Source organism: Streptomyces chryseus, from assembly GCF_014650755.1.
Classification (GTDB): domain Bacteria; phylum Actinomycetota; class Actinomycetes; order Streptomycetales; family Streptomycetaceae; genus Streptomyces; species Streptomyces chryseus.
This window is the reverse complement of sequence record NZ_BMVO01000008.1, coordinates 11,937-30,058: the sequence shown is the minus strand read 5'-3', so window position 1 is coordinate 30,058 and position 18,122 is coordinate 11,937. Positions and strand designations below refer to the sequence as shown.

Genomic DNA, 18,122 nt, shown 5'->3' with positions numbered 1-18,122 from the left:
AGTTGCAGGGCGGTGCGGCGGTGGAGTTTCGAAGCCTGGCTTGTGCAGGATGGCGACGGGACTGACGGCCGGACCGGGTGGCCCGCAGTGATCAGGGGCCGCCGTGAGCAGGACCCGCATGACCAGTAGGTGCAGTTCGTAGTACCAGCAGCGTTGTTGTCAGAGGTTCCTCGGTAAAGGCGTCGGCTGCGGGCGCGCGTGCCGGGAGGTTCGGCGGTGGGGTTCCAAGCCAGAGCAGACGCAGGACGGGCGACGGGGCTGGCCGCCGAAGGGGTGGCGCTTTCGCAGGCCACCAGTAGTGCCGCGTCACCAGCAGGACCAGTAGTTCGCAGTTCCCGCTTGGCAAGTGATTGATCCAGAGGGAAGAACGGAGGAGCTTGACCCCATCAGGATCGCCTGGGCGGAAGTCCTGAGCCCGGGTACCGCAGAACATCGACAGTGAGGTGGTCTCCGGTCACGCATCCGCGATCCCCGCATCCCCGACGGCGTATCGGTCGGGTCTGCGGAAACAGGAGGCCGGCGCAGCACTGAAGCCGGCAGATGGTGTTGCAGTTCCCTCGGGGCCCTGGTGCCGATACGGCGCCAGGGCCCCTCCGCGCGCTTCCACGCGGTCACCCATTCCACAGAGAGGTGTCATGACAGCAGGCGACTCGTACGGCCGGCTCGATGACGACGACTACCCCGCCTACACCATGGGCCGGGCCGCCGAGATGATCGGCACCACCCCGGCCTTCCTGCGTGCCATCGGAGAAGCCCGCCTGATCACCCCGCTGCGCTCGGAAGGCGGCCACCGCCGCTACTCCCGCTACCAGCTGCGCATCGCCGCCCGAGCCCGTGAACTCGTGGACCAGGGCACACCCGTCGATGCGGCCTGCCGCATCGTGATCCTGGAGGACCAGCTCGAGGAAGCCCAGCGCATCAACGCCGAGTACCGCCGCGCCGCCGAATCGGCGAACCCGACGGCCGTGGCCTGAGACGGCTGAGAACAGCACCCACCAGCAGGGCGGCCACATGTGCGACGGCCGTCCTCGGCTGCGAAGTCGCGTTTACCAGTGACGCGGCACCGCCGAATGCTGGCCGCCCCAACTGAGTACGGGCTTGCCCAAGGTGCCCGGCGGCTCGTTGTCGTGTCGCCTTTCCCGCCGGGTGGATGGGTCGGCTCCGGATGAATACCGGCTGGCTGACTGCGGAGCGGCCAGCATGATGGGGCTGCGTGATCGTGAGGGAGCGTGCTGTTGAACTGGTCGAGCAAGCACTGCTGCGTACGCCCGGCCCCCGGTCCGCGAGATCGCGGGCCTGCGGCTCGACCCCTTCCGTCGGGAGGTCTTCCGCGACGGACGCTACGTCGCGCTCACCCGTATACAGTTCGCCCTGCTCGAAGTCCTCGTCGTCGCCGAGGGCGGGGTGGTCAGCGCCGAAGAGCTGCTGGAACGGGCCTGGGACGAGAATGCCGACCCCTCACCAACGCCGTGCACATCACCGTCTCCGCGCTGCGCAAACGGCTCGGTGAGCCATGGATCATCGCCACGGTGCCCGGCGTCGGCTACCGGATCGACATCCGTACGGACACCACCGACCCCGGAAGGACCACCACCGACCCCGGCATTACGCGTGCGTAGACGCCCAGGGCTCAGCGCCTGCCTGAAACTCACCCTCAGCTACGCCGGGTTCCTCGCCGTTGTCGGCGCTCTCCTGCTGGCCGTGGTGTGGGTGTTTCTGCTGCGCTACGTACCGGACGCCCCCAAGGGCCTTCTCGAGATCTCGCCCAACCGCTACCTCCTTGTGCGCACGTTCGCCTTCGCCGCGGCCGAGGCGAAGGTCTCCCTGCTCGTGTTCGGCCTCGTCGGGGGATGGATCCTCGCCGGCCGGATGCTCGCACCACTCACACAGATCACGGATGCGGCACGGATGGCCGGGAACGGATCGCTGCCCCACCGGATCCGCATGAAGGGCCGCCAGGACGAGTTCCGTGACCTCTCCGACGCGTTCGACGCCATGCTGGAACCAACTCGAGTCCCACGTCGCCGAGCAGCAGAGGTTCGCCGCGAACGCCTCCCACGAACTGCGTACGCCGCTGGCCATCTCGCAGACGCTGCTCGACGTCGCCCGCAAGGCCCTTGCGCGGGACCGAAGCGAACTCGTCGAACGCCTGCACGCTGTCAACACGCGCGCGATCGACCTCACCGAGGCCCTCCTGCTCCTCAGCCGCGGCGACCGCGGACACTTCGCCCGCGAGAGCGTCGGCCTCTCCCTCATCGCCGAAGAAGCCACCGAAACGCTGCTTCCCCTCGCCGAACAGCGCCGGATCACGCTCGACGTCACCGGCGGGGCGGCCCGGACCAGCGGCTCCGCCGAGCTCCTGCTGCGGATGGTGACGAACCTCGTCCAGAACGCCATCGTCCACAACCTGTCCAGCGGCGGCACCATGACGGTCCACACCGAGGCGCACGGCGACACGAGCGTGCTGCGGGTCGAGAACACAGGCCGTCGGCTCCCACCGGCACTGGTACCGACCCTCACCGAACCCTTCCAGCGCGGAACGGAACGCGTACGCACCGACGAGCACGCCGGCGTCGGCCTCGGCCTGGCCATCGTGCACAGCATCGTCCGCGCCCACGACGGGACCCTCGACCTCGTCCCCCGCCCCGCCGGCGGTCTCCTCGCCACGGTCCGGCTTCCCGGCACGCCATAGGCATGTTCGGAACGGCGAGCCGGCCCTTCGCGGCCTCGTCGCAGACCGCGTCCGGAACGCCGCAGTCACCGTCCGCAGTGCGCCACGTCTCGTGCAGCCGAAGCAGGCGGAGCAGACCGGGCCCGCCGAGGACCGGGGGCCGATCGCGTGGGCGTCGGTCACTGACGCTCGTCGTCCGAAGATCACCGGCGCGTGCGCACTTCGAGGGGCGGCCGACGGCGTACAACCTGCCCGCCGACCGGGAGTGCCTGGACACACGCGAAGGCGGGTCGTACTGCAACACCATGACCGACACGCTCCGGGTAGGGGAGTTCAGCAACTGCACGGGCCGCCTCGAGCTCGTGGCAGTTGGGCATCCGGCAACGCGACAGCCGTCACCTACGACGCCGTGAACGCGGAGTACTGCGGCGGCGCCTGTCAGCGCCCTGGCCAGGGTCACGCCTGCGGCCGAGGTGCCGCAGGCGCAACGGCCACCGCGTCGCGGGAAAGCCTCACCGGCGGCAGGGACCGTCGGTTCCTCAGGGCTCAAGCGTCGCGGTACTGGTCGCGATTTGCTGGGAGTTGTCGGAAGCCGGCTGACTTGTAGGTGGCGACGGCGCCGACATGGGAGCTCGGGGTGCAGACGATGGCGCTCGACGAGCCCAGCTCCTGGAGTGCGGCCGCCGCGGCGACGGTGACCGCTGTGCCGTAGCCGTGACCGCGATGCTCCCGGTGCACGCCCATCGGCTCGAGCAACCCGGGCTTCCCCGGACCGGCCGACCACACGGATACCGCCGCCACCGCGTTGCCCTGGTCGTCGTAGGCGACCAGACACCGGGCGCCGGTGTAGGGCAATCCGGCTGCCATCGCGTGCCAGTGCTCGTCCGTGAACGTCGATGACTGGAATGACGCCCGCTGTACCGCGGCCCGCACGTACGCCTTCTGCGGCCCGATCACCTCGATCCGCACGCCCGGGTCCTCCACCGGATCCGTGAGGTCACGGCGCAGCGGGGTCCACGGCTCGTCGGAGATCCAGCCGTTCTCGCACAGCAGATCCTGGACCAGCGGGCCGCTGGGCGCCTCGACGAACGCCTTCCCTTTCATCAGTACGCCGCGCCCCGGCTCGGCCACGTCCTGACCGCCGCGGCCGTCGCCTCTGCCCCGAACCGCCAGAACCAGCCCAGGTCCCCGGGATGCAGTCGCATCGGTGCCCCGTCGCACTGCCACTCCCGTAGGACGCCCACGGCCTCGCGCAGCCCCTCGGCTCCGGGTCTTCCGCACACGATCGCCATACCCGCGATCAGACGCCACTGCGCCCACGGTCCGCACCCGGTTTCCCGTCGGCTGGCGTGAGTTGGCACCAGTTGCCACAGATCCGGCGAACCGTCGCGTTGAGGTGATCTGCCGTCAACTCTGTCGGCCTAGCGCGGCGGTGACGCGAGGGGCCGTGAGGGTGTCGTCGGTCGGGAGGGCTCGCAGGCGTGGTGGCTGCGGCTCTCGGTGAGCAGCAGTACGGCCGTCAGGGCGACGAGCGCCGCGGCCGAGACGTGCACGCTCATGGCCGTGGCGAGGGTGCCTCCGTGGGTGACCACGGCGAGTGCGTCACCGAGGGGGATGACGGTGGTGGTGAGTACGACCCAGCCGAGTGCCCGTCTCTGTCCCCGGGCGAGCAGGATGAAGACGATCGTCGCGGTGGCGACGTCGCGAACGCCTTTGACCATGAAGTAGCCCGAGGCGTTCCCCGTAGGCCACGGTTCGATGCCGAAGCCGTCCGGCGCTGCGCCCGGGTTGAGGAGGAAGTTCAATCCGAAGAACAAGGGGGCCAGGCCGGTGACGAGCGCCAGACCGGTCGTGATGCGCTGCTTGGTCACAAGTTCTCCTTCGAAAGGGTGCCGCGGTGGCGGCGTCGGTCACGTCAGCAGTTCGCGCGTGCGGTCATGACCGGGTGCCGGAGCGCCGCGGCACGCGCCGCGACCACACGTGGGCCAGCGCCAGCACGCTCAAGCCGAGCATGAGGGCGCCCAGGGGGACATGGAGCGACGGCATGTGCGCGATGCCCAGCACCACCTGCACCGAAGCGAGTACGAGGAAGCCCGACGCGTACAGGATGGGGCGGGGCGCACCGCCGCCCGGCTTCCAGGCCAGTACAGCGGCGAGTACGTACACCATGGACGCGCCGTACATCACACGCGATCCGACGTCGTGCAGCACCGCACCGTGGGACGAGGACAACAGCATTCCGGCGGTGACCGCCTGGAAGAAGAGGGACACCGTCTGCAGGGCGATCGCGGCCTGCATGAACGTGAGCTTGCCCTGTACCGCTGCCGTCTGTGTGGCCATGATGTGGCCTCCTCTTCTGCCTCGCGGCGGTGGATCGGTAGTGTCCTGGTACTCCGACGACGTGGGCCCGCGACATGTGAGGCCAGGCGCCGACCTCACATGCCGGTGCGGTGTCTCGTCGAGGTGGCGAGAGCGGAAGCGGACGAGAAGAACCAGGGAGCCGTCGCGAGCATGAGCACCCCATCCGAACTTGGGCATGACCGGCCCGAGCCGGCCCTGAGCGAGATCGTCGGCGAGCGACGACACCTGATCAATCTTGCCTACCGGCTGCTCGGTTCGCTGGCCGAGGCCGAGGACGCCGTGCAGGAGACCTACACCCGCTGGTACGCGCTGTCGCGGCCGCAGCAGGAGGCCATCGAGTCGCCCGGCGCCTGGCTGACGACGGTGGCCGGGCGCATCTGCCTGGACGTGCTCGGCTCTGCGCGGGTCCGGCGCGAGCGGTACGTCGGCGAATGGATACCCGAGCCGCTGCCCGACCGTACGGAATGGCCCGGCGGGCCGGCGGGCGGCAGCGGATCGGAGCGGGCCGACCCCGCCGACCAGGTCACCCTGGACGAGTCGGTGAACATGGCCTTCCTCGTCGTACTGGAGGCGATGACGCCGGCCGAACGCGTGGCGTTCATCCTGCACGACGTCTTCCGGTACCCCTTCGCCGAGATCGCCGACATCGTGGGCCGGACGCCGGCGGCCTGCCGGCAGTTGGCGTCCTCGGCCCGTCGGCGTATTCGCGGCACGCAGGCTCCGCCGGTCGCACCGGCCGGCCAGGCCGGTCTGGTGCGGCGCTTCAAAGAAGCGTGGGAGGCCAAAGACATCGAGGCCCTCGTCGATCTCCTGGACCCCGACGCCACGATGATCGCCGACGGCGGGGGCCTGGTCGGCACCGTCCTCCGCCCGGTCGAGGGCGGCGAGCGCATCGCGCAGTACTTGATCCACATCGCCGACAAGGCCCCTGGGCTGACGCTCCTGGAGCGGACGGTCAACGGCGGGCCCGGCCTGGTCGCCCAGCACGTCGGCGTCACGGTGAGCGTGGCAGCGTTCAGCCACAGCGGCGGCCGCGTCACTCGCATCTGGGCGATCCGCAACCCGGAGAAGCTTCGTCCGTGGACGGAGGTCGGGCAGCGGTGACGTGACATCAGGCGGCGCCCGGGGGCGGCACGCAGCCCGGCCGGCTTCTGTTTCCAGCCCCGGTCCTGTCCTGATCCCCGCCCTTTGGCGCAGCATCGAGGATTCACCGGAGTGTGCTTGCGCCCGCCTCACCGACGCACTGCCCCCTACGGCCCTAACGCTGCTGCCAGTCGTGGTCTCGCAGTACGGCCCCGAGTCGGCGTGCGCCCTCGTCCAGTTCCGTGAGGTCCGGGGTGGCGGCGAAGCTGAGGCGGAGGTGGGCTGCGGGCGGCTCGGTGGCGAAGTAGCGGTTGCCTGCGCTCACTGCCACGCCCTGCTGCCGGGCGGCGGCGGTGAGCGCCGTGTCGTCCACGCCGGGCGGCAGCCGGAGCCAGAGGTGCAACCCGCCGGCGGGAGCGTGGGTAAGGTCGCTGTCGGCATCTCGTGGGCCAGCGCGGCAGTCAGCCGTGAGCGGCGCTCCCGCAGTTCGGCGCCGAGGGTACGGACGTGTCGGTCCCAGGTGGGGGAAGTGAGCAGTTCCAGTGCCGCTTCCTGGAGCGGGCGGCTGATGAAGAAGTCGTCGACCGTGCGGACCGCCCGCATACGCTCCGTCACCGGGCCGCGGGCGACCAGGACCTGCCGCCGCCGTTCAAGGGCCAGGACCGTGCCGGTCGGATTGTGGAAGGTCGGCCGGCAGTACAGCAGCCGTGTCCCGGTCATCGCGAAGGCGTCGGCCAGCAGGTCGGGCCGTACGCCGTCGGTGTCGATCGGTACGGGCACCGGGCGGAGTCCGGCGGCGCCGGCTGCGGCCAGCGCGCCCGGGCAGCTGGGCGACTCCACCAGGACCGGGCTGCCCGGCCCCTCCTGCGCCAGAAACGGTGATGAGGGGACCGGCAGCAGCGCGCCGAGGCCGGGGAGCGGGGCGCACCGGCAGCCTGTGACGTTGGTGGGCCGGCCCGAGATTGCCCGGGCATCAGGCGCGGGGCCGGGTCATCCCGCAGGGCGGCGTCCGTCTCCGCGCACCAGCACGAACCGGTCTTCTCGCGCCACGCCCGACCGTGAGCCCCGGAAGCCTTCGAGACGAGTGCTCCGTTGAACGGCATGTCGGCGAGGGGCGTCAGCTGTTGGCCAGGGCGCGGCCGAGGAGGGGGAGCAGGCGGTCCCAGTGGCGCTGCAGTGCGGCGGGGTGGAAGGCGTCGGTGTCGGACATGGTGAAGCCGTGGAGGGTGCCGGGGTAGATCTCGGAGGTGTAGTCGACACCTGAGGCGTCCAGCGCCTGGTTGAGCTCGCCGAGTGCCTCGGGCGTCAGGTCGGATTCCGCGTGCCCGAGGTGGACCCGGGCGGTGAGCTTGGAGAGAAGACCACGCAGGCTGTCGGGCCCGTCGGCGCCCACGGGGCCGTGGAAGCCGGCGGCGGCGGCCACTTGGCCGGGGTGGGCCCCGGCGGTCTGCATCGCCAGGAGGCCGCCGATGCAATAGCCGGTCACCGCGACCGGTCCGGCGCCGACCTCGGGCAGGGCGGTGAGGAACTTGAGGTAGGCGTCGGCGTCGCTCAGGACACGTTCGGTGGTGTGTGCCTCGATCAAGGGCATCAGCCGGGCGATGACCGCCGGCCGGGCCTCTTCTCCGATGTGCTCGGGAAGCTCGATCACCGGGGCCGGGCCGTGCCGGTAGAAGAGGTTGGGGACGAGTACGTAGTACCCGTGCCCAGCCAGTTCGCGGGCCATCTCCCGCAGCACGGGCCGGATGCCGAAGCCGTCCGCGTACATCAGCACCCCCGGGTGCCGCTCGTCTTGGTCGGGGAAGGCGGCGAAAGCGTCGGCCTGGCCGTCAGTGGTGGGGATCTCAAGTGTCCTGGTCCTGGTGGGCAAGAGCTTCCTTCCTTGCGGTTCACTCGACAAAACGTTTGTGGCACTAACGGTTCCGGCGCGAGTGAACGTACATCGTTAGTCGAACTAACGCAACGGACTAGGATGGGAGCCATGACCAGATCCGAAGCCGTGGACACTCCCGACGACGGCGTACTCAAGACGCCCGACAGGCTGCGTCGGCAGGCGAGCCGACTGTTGTCGCAGCTGACCACACGGTCGGACCGGTTGATCACCGAGGGGCTGGCCCAGGCCGACGCCCGCAAGTGGCACTACGCCGTGCTCGCCTCACTGCAGGACTTCGGGCCGGGGAGCCAGGCGGCGCTCAGCGGGCGCACCGGTATCTACCGCAGCGACATGGTCAGCGTGCTCAACGAACTGGCCGAGCGTGACCTCGTCGAACGGGCGCCGGACCCCGACGACCGGCGCCGCAACGTCATCACGATCTCCCGCCGAGGCCGTCGTCACCTGCGTCTCCTCGACAAGGTCCTGGACGACCTCCACCACGAACTGCTCGCGCCGCTGAGTCCGGCCGAACGCGAAGAGTTCCTGCAGTTGCTCACCCGCCTGCTGGACCACCACACCTCCCAGCCCTCCTGAGCCGCGTGGAGGCATCCGACATCAAAGGAGGTGGGCGCGATCCGGAACGTACCCACGTCAATGAGGGCAGGGCGCCAGCCGGACGCGGCTGAAGCACGACGAAGCCCCTCCCAGGGACGCGAGGGCGCGCTCACCAGCAGGTGATGCCGTACGCGAGAGGGGAGGGGCAGGGTCCCCGAGTCCGGCCCTGTCCCGCCGGGGGGAGAGGTGACAGGTTGAGGCTGTGACGCAGCCGCGCTGCCGAGGCCCTTCGGCCAGGGCAGCCGACTCAACGGGGAGCTGTCGAACTCGGCGACACCTCGCCGGCGTCGGCTCGTACGCCCGCTGCCTACGCCCGCTGCCTACGCCCCGGCCTTCGGCCGGTAGGTGCACACGTGCACTCCCGTGCCGCTGACGACCGTGGAGACCAGTTCGAACGTGCGGAGGTGGCCGTCGGTCGGGTAGATCGTCTTACCGCCTCCGACGAGCACCGGCAGGATCATGAGCCGGAGTTCGTCGACCAGCCCCTCGGCCAGCAGGGTCTGAGTGAGGGACGCGCTCCCCATGACCACCAGGTCGCGGCCTTCGGCCTCGCGCAGCTTCTTGATCTGGTCCAGCGCCTGGTCGCCGGGGATGCGCGTGGTGTTGTTCCACGTGAGCTCGTCCTCGCCGAGGGTGCTGGACACGACGTACTTGGTGACGCTGTTCATGTGGTCGGCGAACGGGTCGCCGGCCCGGGCCGGCCACGCCGCGGCCATGGTCTGCCAGGTACGGCGCCCGAACAGCAGGGCCTCGGTGTTGCCCTGCCACTCGGTCAGGGTGCCGCCCATCACCTCCGGGTCGAAGAACGGGTGGCTCCAACCACCGTGGGCGAAGCCGCCGTCGGTGTCCTCGTCCGGGTGCCCCGGGGCCTGAACGACACCGTCCAAGCTGATGAATTCACCCATCGCAATGCGCATGCGGATGTCTCGCTTCCTGATCCGTGGGGTTCAGAGGGGATGGACCGTGGCGGTGTTGACGGCCTGGAGGCTCATGTCGGACTTGGTACCGCTGGAATCCCTGTCGTTCGCGACAGAAGAAAAGCTATGGTGCGTTCGGAGGTCCAGCAACCGATTGGCTGCTGCTTTTCCGCATCGAAGCAGGTCAGTTGAGAGAAATCATTGCAATGGACTTGTCGCTGAACGCAAGGGCGGCCGTTGTTCATTGCAATGATCAGAGCGTGAACGCTCAGCGCCGGCCGGTGTGGACTACTTCGCCTTGTCCTCCGCGAGCGTGTGGGCGACCAGGGCGTTGGCGTGGCCGTGGCCCAGGCCGTGCTCGGACTTGAGCCACGAGACGAGTTCCATGTGCTTGGTCAGGGGGGAGGACCGGATGAGGCCCTTCCATTCCGCGATCGGGCGGCCGTACTTCTTCTCGATCGAGGGGAAGTACGCGGCGCCCTGCAGCGAGTCCGTCATGTCGTTCATGCCTTTCGTTGGTTGCTCGGTGTGAGCTTGGGTGTGTGTGCTTACGTGTGGGATGCCCGGCGGTCCGGCTGGCGGCGCGTCAGCCGGACCGCCACCGTGGTGAGTGCGGCAAGGCCGAACGCCGCACCCGCGGTGAAGGACAGTACGGAGGCCGCGGACCCGGCGAAACCGGCGAGGACGCCCACGGGGGCGAGGCGGCAGGCGATCGCCCAGCCCCGCTGCCGCCGACCGGCGAAGTGGCGGGCCAGGACGAGGAACGCGGCGCACAGGGCGAGGTAGCCGACCATGCCGGCGGTCATGTGGACCGCGCCGTGAACGCTCAGCGCGGGGGTGGCGGAGTCCGGGGTGCCGGCCGGGAAGCCGGCCCCCGGGTCGGCGGCGAACACTCCGCTGACCAGGAAGGAAGTGCCGAACACGCCGACCAGCCAGGGCGCCGCGCGGTGGCCGGGGCCCTTGTCCAGTGCGCGCCGCAGTCCGACCGCACCGGCGATCATGAGGGCGCCGGCGACGAGGAAGCCGGCCACCTGGATCCAGCCCAGGTCGCCGAGGCTGAGCTGGCTGATGGCGTTGCGAGTGAAGTCGAAACCCGCACGCGTGAGGCCCTGGACGAGCCCCACGCCCAGGAACAGCGGGCCCGCCGCGGCGCCGCAGGCCAGCAGCACCCGCCCCGCCGGCCGGGCCGCGGGCGCGGATGCGGTGGGTACGGCAGAGGTGGGGGCGCTGATCGTGTGGGTCATGGCGTGCCTTCCTCGTCTGCCGCGCCCACTCGGAGGGCCGGGAGCGCGGCACTGGAATCTCGTTGCTTGTATGACCGTGAGGGACGACCGAGCTCATCGGCCCAGCCGAAGAGATGTGGGTCACATGGGCATGCTGCTTCATGGTCCGCGCAGGTTGGGGTGAGGTGGGCGCAGTCGGTGCCGCATCGGCGTCCGGGCTCGGCTTCCCGAGCATGGTCATGCGAGGCGGGGCGACTGGTGCGTCCTGCTGCTACGAGCGCGGCGGCAGCAGCCGGCGCGGCAGCGACAGCCGGCTGCACCTTCAAGGCGCACGAGGCTGAGGTGTTCAGCCCGTCGTGTGCGTCGGCTCGGCCGCCTCGGCCTGCCCGCTGCAGAACACCTGCTTGACGAGCCTTTGGGTCGCCTTCCGGAACGCCTCTGCCATGGACGGTGCGGCGTCGTCGACGTAGTTCACAGCGGCGGTCAGGGTCTTGCTGCCGTCGTGCTGTACATCAGCGCCGCGTGGCCCGCCATGCCGCCGTTGTGGGTGATGACGGGGCCGCCGTGCTCGCCCGCGTCCTGCACCATCACCCCCAGGCCGTAACCGGCCTTGGGGTGCGGCGTGCACATCTCGCTCAGCAGCGGGGCCGCCCGCAGCTTGCCGCCCATGAGCGCGGAGATGAACGTGTGCAGGTCCTGGAGGGGCGAGATCATGTCACCGCCGGTGGATATCCATGACTCCACGCGCAGGTCACAGTCCTCCGCGCTGTCAGGAGGCATGGGCTACCACACGGGAACGGGCGTACGCGCGAGCGTGTGAGGACTGATGCACACAGTCAGCGACATCCGGGCGACGCTCACCGAGCCGCCCGGTCCCACCCGGCACCCAGCCGTGGTCCGGCGACACAGGCCGGCCGCGGACGAGACTTCGCGACAAAGGGACGTTTCGCATCCCGTGGACGCCGGGCACGAGAACCCTCAGTTCCCCATCACGGCCTTGGCTCCATACTGGGCGGGCCCCGATCATCCACAGAACGGTTCCATGGCCAAGAACAGCAGCTCATCGACCGTCGTCCCCGACACCGCGTGGCTGGGACGCGGGCGCCACCTCGGGCCCGAGCCCGAGCAGGACGTCCGGCGCAACCTGACCGCCCTCAAGGCGGCCGGTGTGCTCGACGACTTCCTGGACCTCGACCCCGTCGAGGCTGCCCGCTCGACCGCCCTGTACCCGCGGGACGAGTCCGCCGACCCCGGCCCGTCCGCCCGTCGCCTCTTCGAGGCCCGTTGGCGTGTGGCCGATGGCATCACGGTGCGTGCGCAGCTGACCCTGTACGACCCGGAGGCCCGCCGCAAGGAGGACGAGGGCACCACCTGGATCCTCGCCGCCGAGGCAGAGCTGACATGGGACCCGCGGTGGCCCTCGCCCGCCACCATGTTCTGGCCCGACAGCGACCGGGTCGCCTGGGACCACGACACGGTGCCGGGCGTCCGCCTGCGGGCGGCGAACCACCTGCCGAAGGACGACGACGAGCTGCGGCATCGGCTTCGGGACTGCTCTCGCACGAGCTGGTTCATCCACGTCGTGGTGCACGAGGCGATGACGCCGGACGCGAGAGGGCAGCAGCCGGTCTCGACGTTCCTGCCGCCGAGCCTTCGGCACCGGGTGGTCGAGCACCGGGCCACGCCGGAGCAGGCGCAGATCGCCGACTTCGCGTTGAAGCGGGAGTCGCACGTGCGCCTGCCGCGCGGCGGCGCCGTCGTCCTGCCCACGGAGCCGCAAGGTCCGGATTATGACGCGGAGCGCTCCACCGTGCGCAATGTCTTTCTGGACGGCTCCGAACCGACGGAACTCCTCGACGCCATCATGACGTTCGCCGCGCTGCCGCGGCCGCTGGCCTACGACGCCGAGCGAGCCCTGACGCGACTGCGCCAGGGCTGGCACCTGCTGACCCCGGAGGAGGAGCTGGTCCACGCCCGGACCATGGTCGCCACGTACGCCGAGCAGCTCGATGCCATGACGAAGTCCTGTGACCTCTACCGGGAGGCGGCCGAGGCGGCGCATGCCGCGCTGGCCGAGGTGACCGGCGGCGACGGTGTGCCCCGTCCGCCCACGCCCGGACCGGTCAAGGCGGGCGGCTCACCGCTGACCGCCCTCACGAAGGCATTCGGCCGCTTCCGGGACCCGAGCACGTAGAGCACGCCGGCGTCATCGCACCGGGAGAGGCCCGCGAGCCCCCGCGCTTCGATCTTGCGTGCGGCGTTCAGCATGCTGCGTGTGGACATGCGAAGCAGGGGGCTCGATCCGGTGATGAGCCCCGCCTCGGTTGTCGGGCGAGCGCGGCTCGCCGACGAGAGCGGGGCGGCCGGAGGGGAGCCGGCCATCGCGGTCGCGCACCTACGACACTCGTTCCTCCTGGCCATGCAGAGCGGCGTGCATGGAGCGACAGTGGTCCGCGGAGCGGCGACGCATCCACAGAACCCAGAAACAGAAGCAGATCACGCCTACGGTGAAGACCAGCGGAAACCCCAACGAGCCGGTGGCCGCCCCGAGAACGAGCATCCCCACCGCGACCAAGCCCATGAAGCCCAGCCAGTACGGCAGCCACCGCTCTCCACGCTCCATTTGCCGCAGCTGTTCGGTCACCAGCCGCCGCATGGTCGCCTGCTCCTCGGGCTCGCTCGGCACCTCACGATGCCGGATCTTGCGGTTGAGCTCGGCGAGTGCGCGCGGGTCGGTGCCCACTGCGCGGCCGACCTTGCGACGCTGCACGGCCAGCACCGTAACGACGACGGCGGCGTAGAGGCCGCCCTGCGCAACCCAGTAGACCGGATGCTCGTCGCGGCGGAACAGGGCGGTGATTCCTGTGCCCAACAGGAAGACCAGGGTTGCCTGCCCAGCCAGACTGCGGTCAAGCCAATCCTTGAAGGCGCCCACAGCACGTACCTCCTCGACAGCTACGGACTACCGCTCCTCTGCCCCAACTACCCCGTCGCCACAGGGGTATTAGCCGGCACTCGGCCCTACAGCCAACCTGCCCTCGCACAAGCCGACGACCAGCAACGCACGTCAACCGCTGCTTCTGACACTGACCTCGGCTCCCACCTCACCGGCGTGCGTCACCACGGCAGACGGCGAAGCCTCAACGGGAGGGAGGCACACGCAACGGCAGATGCCGGGCGAAGAACGACCGTACGAGGTCGCGAACGGCGGGCACGGTGACGCGCGGGTCTGCCCGGCCGGCCATGGCCGCGCGCCCGGCAGCGGTCATCAGGCCGGCCTTGTGGAGCTGGGGGACGAGAGCCGCGTAGTCGGTGAAGACCCAGTGCGCGGTGTCGTCGAGCTGCCGCCGGGTGACGGGGCCGGTGTGGGCGAGGAGGGCTGCCCAGGACCGGTCCAGCCGGGCGTCGCGGAAGCCGTCGGTGCCGGCCAGGAGCAGCGGCCGGTCCGTTCCGTGCCGGGCCACCGGCAACAGTTCGCCGTCCATCTGGTCGAGGTACCCCTCCAGGTTGACGGCGGCGGTGATCCGCCGGTCCTCGTGAAGCGCCTGCGCGGCCGCGGTGCCGCCCGCCGAGTGCCCGTAGACGCCGACCCGGTCCAAGGCGAGGGTGTCGAGGACGAAGCGGAGGTCGGCGACCCGAGTGTCGATCATGGTGCGGAAGGTCGCCGCGTCGAGGTCCGGGCGCAGCACGGTCGTCCGAATCCGTTGGCGTCCCGGCCGCTCGTCGGGGAACTCCACCTCGCTCGCATCCCCGGGGTGGTCGACGGTGACGACGGTCCAGCCGTACGAGGCGAGGTCGATCGCCAGTGAGCTGCCCATCGTGCGGGCGTCGCCGCCGCCGGGGCTGTAGAGCAGCACGGGGCGCCGGCCGGGCAGCGCCGGGGCCCCGGCCCGGGCATGGGTGAGGGTGGCCGCCCAGTCGACCCCGGCGGCGGGCAGGTGCGGACGGATCAGGGGGGCGAGTGCGGCGAACTCTCCGGCGGCGCCGGGCGTGAGGTGTGGAAAGCGCGGGAAGCCACGGCCGGGCACGGCCGGCCGCAGGACGGTGACCATGAGCTCGCGTACGCCGATCCCGGGCTCCCACGGGTCGTTGCGGGAGCGGTCGACGAGGTGGCGGACCCGGGCGCGGACGGGGTACGGGCCGGTGGGCGCGGGCAGCCGCAGAAGGGGCGCGTCGGAACGCCCGGAAGCCGAGGCGGAGCCGGGGGTGGGCGTAGCGAGGAACAGGGTGGCGGCTCCGGCGAGGGCGCCCTTGGCGAAGGAACGGCGGCCGGGTGAGAAGGAAATGGTCATGGACGGCATCCTGGGGGCGGGCGCGGCGCCGGGGCGAAGCTTGCGGCTGGGCCCGAAACGCTTGCGCGGAACAGGGAGATGTGCGTGATCCGGATCCATTTCACCTCGGACGATTTCGCCCGGGTACGGTTCGCGCGGCGGCCCTCGCCCGTACCCGAGCTGCACGCGGCCCTGATGATGCTCGGCGCCCCGCACGAGGAGCTGCTGTTCGGGCGCTGGCGGAGCAGACTGCTGCGGAGCCTGCCGGGCGCGGTCGAACCGCTCGCGGACCTGGTCCCGGACGGGTCGGCCCCCGCCTTCCTCGACGTCGCCGGCGACACGCTGGACGAGGGGGTCGCGCTGATCAGGGCCGCCCACCCGGAACTCGTGCGGGCCGGGATCGAGCAGGTGTACGCGCGACGGCCCGCCCCGCCGTGGATCCGCGCCCTGCACGGCGGCGACGCCGACGCCTGGCGGACGTTGGACCGGGCGCAGCGGGCAGCGTACGAGACGGTACTCGCGCCGGTCTGGCCCCTGCTCCAGGACCTGCACCGGACCGAGTTCACCCGCCATGCCCTTGCCGTGGCCGAACTGGGCATCGGAGCCACCCTGACCGACCTGGTACCGGGGTCACGGCTGCGCGACGGAGTCTGGGAATGGCCCCTACCCGACTTCCCTGGTGTGCGAGAGGTACGGCTCGGCGGGCGCGGGTTGATTCTGCGCCCGACTTTCCACTGGCGTCGCGGGCCCCTCATCCAGGACCACCCGGACCGACCCACGGCGCTGGCCTACCCGGCAGGCCGGGGACTGCCGCCCGCTCCGGACAGGGCCGGCCCACCGGACGAGCCCCTCGCGGGAGTCCTCGGGCGCACCCGGCTCACCCTCCTGCGGGCCTTGGACGACGCACGTACGACCACGGGCCTGGCCCGCCGTATCGGCGTCAGCAACGCCACAGCGTCCGCCCACGCCTCGGCGCTACGTGCCGCTGGTCTCCTCACCACCACCCGCACGGGCCGTTCGGTGCACCACGCGCGTACGCCCTTGGCGGATCTGCTGCTCACCGGCGGCACGGCCGACAGATGACCCCCGGCAGGGTGACGCGCTTGTCACACGCCTGGCGCGGGCGCGGGATGTGACGAGGCGGCAGGAGGGCAGGAGAACAGCTCCTGGGAGGCGATGGCACGCTGTACTTCTCCTCACCCTCTGGTGCGGCACGAGGACGGCCGTCGACCCGCGCACCTTGTGGGCACTTCGCGGGCGACGGGCTCCGGTCGCACCCTTCCGGCCCGAGAGGAGTTCGTTCCCAAGGCCCCGGTGACCTGCTACGGCTGCTCCGTTATGTCCCCGACCTGCTGGGCGATGTCCTCCAGCACGGCCTTCGGGTCGGCGGACGGCGCGACGGCCTTGCCGATGTTCCGCTTGATGGTGTTGCTGACCTGCAGCCAGGACGGTTCGTTGACCGGGTAGAGCTCGGCACCGCGCAGTGCGTTCAGGAACTGGGCGCCGCTGGGGTCGGCCGCCGCGTCCTTGGAGGTTTGGGTGGCGGACACCGTCGAGGGCAGCAGGTGGTAGCGCCCGGCGAAATCGTTGAGGTTCTTGTCCTGGTAGACGAATTCCAGGAAAGAGCCCACCAGTTCACGGTTGTCGTCGTGTTTGAAGGCCATCATCCAGTCGGCGACGCCCGCCGACGGAAAGGTCTGCCCGTCTCTCGGCGTGTTCGCCACCGGCATGCTCAGGGTGCCGACTTTCATGCCCTTCGCCCTCGCCTCGTGGAGAAGCGAGGGGTAGCCGTTGAGCATGCCGACCTCGCCGCGCAAAAAGGCGGCGAAGGCGTCCTGCCGGTTGAGCTCGGCCGGCGGAACCGGGCCGGTCAGGCCGGGCGCGACCAGATTCTCCTTGAGCCAGCGGAACGTCTGCGTGTTCTGCTCGGACGCGATGCTGTAGCCCCCGCTGCCGTCGGCGTACCCCCCGCCGTTGCTCAGTTCCCAGATCAGCGCTTCGGCGTGCGCCTCCTCGGGGCCGAGCGGCAGGGCGTACGGGTAGAGCACGCCCTCCTGCTTCAGCGTCTCGGCCGCGTTCTTCAGGCCGGACCAGGTCTTCGGCGGCTCCGCCGCGGCATTGTCGAACAGCTCCTTGTTGTAGAAGAGCAGCCGGCTGCTGGCCACGAAGGGCAGGCCGTAGAGGGTGTTGCCCACCGAACCCGCCTTCGCGAGCGGCGGCAGGAAGTTCGCCTCCGCCCTGACCGACAGCAGTTCACTGGCGGCGTAGAGGCGGCCCTGCGCGGCGAAGTCGGAGTACGCACCCATCAGGGCCACGTCCGGGGCATTGCCCTCCTCGACCATGCGGGTCACCTCGCGGTCGACGTCGGCCCACGGGTAGAGCGTCACCTCGACCTCCTTGCCGGGGTGGGCGGCGGTGAAGGCGTCGGCCAATTTGTCCCAGTACGCCTTCGAGCTGCTCGCCGGACTGTTGCCGTACTCGGCGGCCACCAGGCGCAAGGTCGTCCCGCTGCCGCTGCTGGACGAGCCGCAGGCGGTGACGAGGGACCCCAGTAGTCCGAGCGCGGCCACCGAGGCGGTCGCGCCGATGATTCTTGGTCTCAAGGATCTTTCCTCTTGATCTTTATTTGGACAGTGCGTCCGGAATTCTCTCCTGGCTCGGGTCGTATTGCGCCCCCTGAGTAAAGGTTGTGGCCATTGCTCCAACTGCACGTATTGCGACTGGTGTTTTCCGATATGCCGATACCAATTCCGACGCGCGTAGAACCCTCCACGATGTCCAACACGACGCCCGCATGGAGCATTGACGCAAGGACGGACAAAGGAGTGCTTGTGCCCCACCGCCCGGTACGGGGTCTGCTGTGGCCGCCGGTGCCGGCCCGCACCGGTTGCGCGAGGGGCTCGTCGGCGTACGGGGCCGGCTCGGCGGGTCTCCGGATTGCGGCCTTCCTGCCACCGCGGGCAGGTGCCGAGCCGAGGACCGTTCCGCCGTCGCATACGAGCAGCGGGGCGCGGTAGGCCCTCCCGCCCAGCGGGACCCCGCGTTCGTGCTTGCGCAGCGAGGCGTCCGGGATTCGGCCGGCACCCAGAACCGCTTCGCCGACCGTCA

The 18,122-nt window shown here is 70.4% G+C and carries 16 protein-coding genes and 4 pseudogenes; 7 read left to right on the top strand and 13 right to left on the bottom strand.

Annotated features, from left to right (window positions below; translation table 11 throughout):
• Positions 1–635: 635 nt before the first annotated feature.
• The 3 genes and pseudogenes from IE185_RS14820 (at position 636) to IE185_RS14810 (ending at position 2,692) form a co-directional block, all read left to right on the top strand.
• Entirely contained in the window at positions 636–974 is a 339-nt protein-coding gene (locus IE185_RS14820) for a MerR family transcriptional regulator (protein WP_138894861.1), read from the top strand.
• Between the two features lie 286 nt (positions 975–1,260).
• Positions 1,261–1,619 (top strand): annotated as a pseudogene (locus tag IE185_RS14815) (winged helix-turn-helix domain-containing protein); the annotation flags it as partial.
• Positions 1,612–2,692, top strand: a pseudogene (locus tag IE185_RS14810) (sensor histidine kinase). The pseudogenes IE185_RS14815 and IE185_RS14810, both read left to right, overlap by 8 nt.
• 525 nt (positions 2,693–3,217) lie before the next feature.
• Here IE185_RS14810 and IE185_RS14805 read toward each other — a convergent pair.
• The 3 genes and pseudogenes from IE185_RS14805 to IE185_RS14795 all read right to left on the bottom strand — a co-directional run bounded on the left by IE185_RS14805 (position 3,218) and on the right by IE185_RS14795 (position 5,011).
• A pseudogene (locus IE185_RS14805) lies at positions 3,218–3,963 on the bottom strand (GNAT family N-acetyltransferase).
• A gap of 129 nt (positions 3,964–4,092) precedes the next feature.
• Positions 4,093–4,542, bottom strand: coding sequence for a DUF4267 domain-containing protein (locus IE185_RS14800; RefSeq protein WP_138894862.1), 450 nt, complete (start codon positions 4,540–4,542; stop codon positions 4,093–4,095).
• A gap of 64 nt (positions 4,543–4,606) precedes the next feature.
• Complete coding sequence (locus IE185_RS14795; protein WP_138894863.1) at positions 4,607–5,011, bottom strand: hypothetical protein; 405 nt, start codon at positions 5,009–5,011, stop codon at positions 4,607–4,609.
• A 171-nt stretch (positions 5,012–5,182) separates the two neighbouring features.
• Here IE185_RS14795 and sigJ point away from each other — a divergent pair, with 171 nt between their 5' ends.
• Positions 5,183–6,136: an RNA polymerase sigma factor SigJ gene (gene sigJ, locus IE185_RS14790; protein ID WP_138894864.1), complete on the top strand. Its 954-nt coding sequence runs from the start codon at positions 5,183–5,185 to the stop codon at positions 6,134–6,136.
• Positions 6,137–6,290: 154 nt separating this feature from the next.
• Here the strand turns inward: sigJ and IE185_RS14785 are convergent.
• Together IE185_RS14785 and IE185_RS14780 are read right to left on the bottom strand one after the other, a co-directional pair.
• Positions 6,291–6,985, bottom strand: a pseudogene (locus tag IE185_RS14785) (aminotransferase class I/II-fold pyridoxal phosphate-dependent enzyme); the annotation flags it as partial.
• A 247-nt stretch (positions 6,986–7,232) separates the two neighbouring features.
• Positions 7,233–7,985 carry a dienelactone hydrolase family protein gene (locus IE185_RS14780; protein ID WP_138894865.1) on the bottom strand — a complete coding sequence of 251 codons (753 nt, stop codon included), beginning with the start codon at positions 7,983–7,985 and terminating at the stop codon, positions 7,233–7,235.
• A 111-nt stretch (positions 7,986–8,096) separates the two neighbouring features.
• On the opposite strand from IE185_RS14780, the gene IE185_RS14775 reads away from it, so the two are divergent.
• Positions 8,097–8,582 (top strand): MarR family winged helix-turn-helix transcriptional regulator, encoded by a 486-nt coding sequence (locus tag IE185_RS14775; protein WP_138894866.1) that lies wholly within the window; start codon positions 8,097–8,099, stop codon positions 8,580–8,582.
• 341 nt (positions 8,583–8,923) lie between these two features.
• Here IE185_RS14775 and IE185_RS14770 read toward each other — a convergent pair whose 3' ends face one another.
• The 5 genes from IE185_RS14770 to IE185_RS14755 all read right to left on the bottom strand — a co-directional run bounded on the left by IE185_RS14770 (position 8,924) and on the right by IE185_RS14755 (position 11,523).
• The gene (locus IE185_RS14770; protein WP_138894867.1) at positions 8,924–9,520 is read right to left on the bottom strand and encodes a dihydrofolate reductase family protein; all 597 of its coding nucleotides are present in this window, start codon (positions 9,518–9,520) and stop codon (positions 8,924–8,926) included.
• Between the two features lie 288 nt (positions 9,521–9,808).
• Positions 9,809–10,018: a DUF4287 domain-containing protein gene (locus tag IE185_RS14765; RefSeq protein ID WP_069930188.1), complete on the bottom strand. Its 210-nt coding sequence runs from the start codon at positions 10,016–10,018 to the stop codon at positions 9,809–9,811.
• A 50-nt stretch (positions 10,019–10,068) separates the two neighbouring features.
• Positions 10,069–10,764, bottom strand: coding sequence for a DUF998 domain-containing protein (locus IE185_RS14760; RefSeq protein WP_138894868.1), 696 nt, complete (start codon positions 10,762–10,764; stop codon positions 10,069–10,071).
• Positions 10,765–11,089: 325 nt separating this feature from the next.
• Positions 11,090–11,218, bottom strand: a complete 129-nt coding sequence (locus IE185_RS33690; RefSeq protein WP_268245847.1) for a hypothetical protein — start codon at positions 11,216–11,218, stop codon at positions 11,090–11,092.
• A gap of 8 nt (positions 11,219–11,226) precedes the next feature.
• The gene (locus IE185_RS14755) at positions 11,227–11,523 is read right to left on the bottom strand and encodes a beta-lactamase family protein (RefSeq protein ID WP_229843510.1); all 297 of its coding nucleotides are present in this window, start codon (positions 11,521–11,523) and stop codon (positions 11,227–11,229) included.
• 262 nt (positions 11,524–11,785) lie between these two features.
• Between IE185_RS14755 and IE185_RS14750 the strand changes: the two genes are divergently transcribed.
• Positions 11,786–12,937, top strand: a complete 1,152-nt coding sequence (locus tag IE185_RS14750; protein ID WP_138894869.1) for a hypothetical protein — start codon at positions 11,786–11,788, stop codon at positions 12,935–12,937.
• Between the two features lie 201 nt (positions 12,938–13,138).
• Here the strand turns inward: IE185_RS14750 and IE185_RS14745 are convergent, their stop codons facing one another.
• Both IE185_RS14745 and IE185_RS14740 read right to left on the bottom strand, forming a co-directional pair.
• Entirely contained in the window at positions 13,139–13,678 is a 540-nt protein-coding gene (locus IE185_RS14745; protein WP_138894870.1) for a hypothetical protein, read from the bottom strand.
• A gap of 205 nt (positions 13,679–13,883) precedes the next feature.
• The gene (locus IE185_RS14740) at positions 13,884–15,035 is read right to left on the bottom strand and encodes an alpha/beta fold hydrolase (RefSeq protein ID WP_189715314.1); all 1,152 of its coding nucleotides are present in this window, start codon (positions 15,033–15,035) and stop codon (positions 13,884–13,886) included.
• 78 nt (positions 15,036–15,113) lie between these two features.
• Between IE185_RS14740 and IE185_RS14735 the strand changes: the two genes are divergently transcribed.
• Entirely contained in the window at positions 15,114–16,097 is a 984-nt protein-coding gene (locus IE185_RS14735) for an ArsR/SmtB family transcription factor (RefSeq protein WP_373303725.1), read from the top strand.
• A gap of 239 nt (positions 16,098–16,336) precedes the next feature.
• Here IE185_RS14735 and IE185_RS14730 read toward each other — a convergent pair whose 3' ends face one another.
• On the bottom strand, positions 16,337–17,617 hold the full coding sequence (locus IE185_RS14730) for an ABC transporter substrate-binding protein (protein WP_229843509.1): 1,281 nt from the start codon (positions 17,615–17,617) through the stop codon (positions 16,337–16,339).
• Positions 17,618–18,122 lie beyond the last annotated feature (505 nt).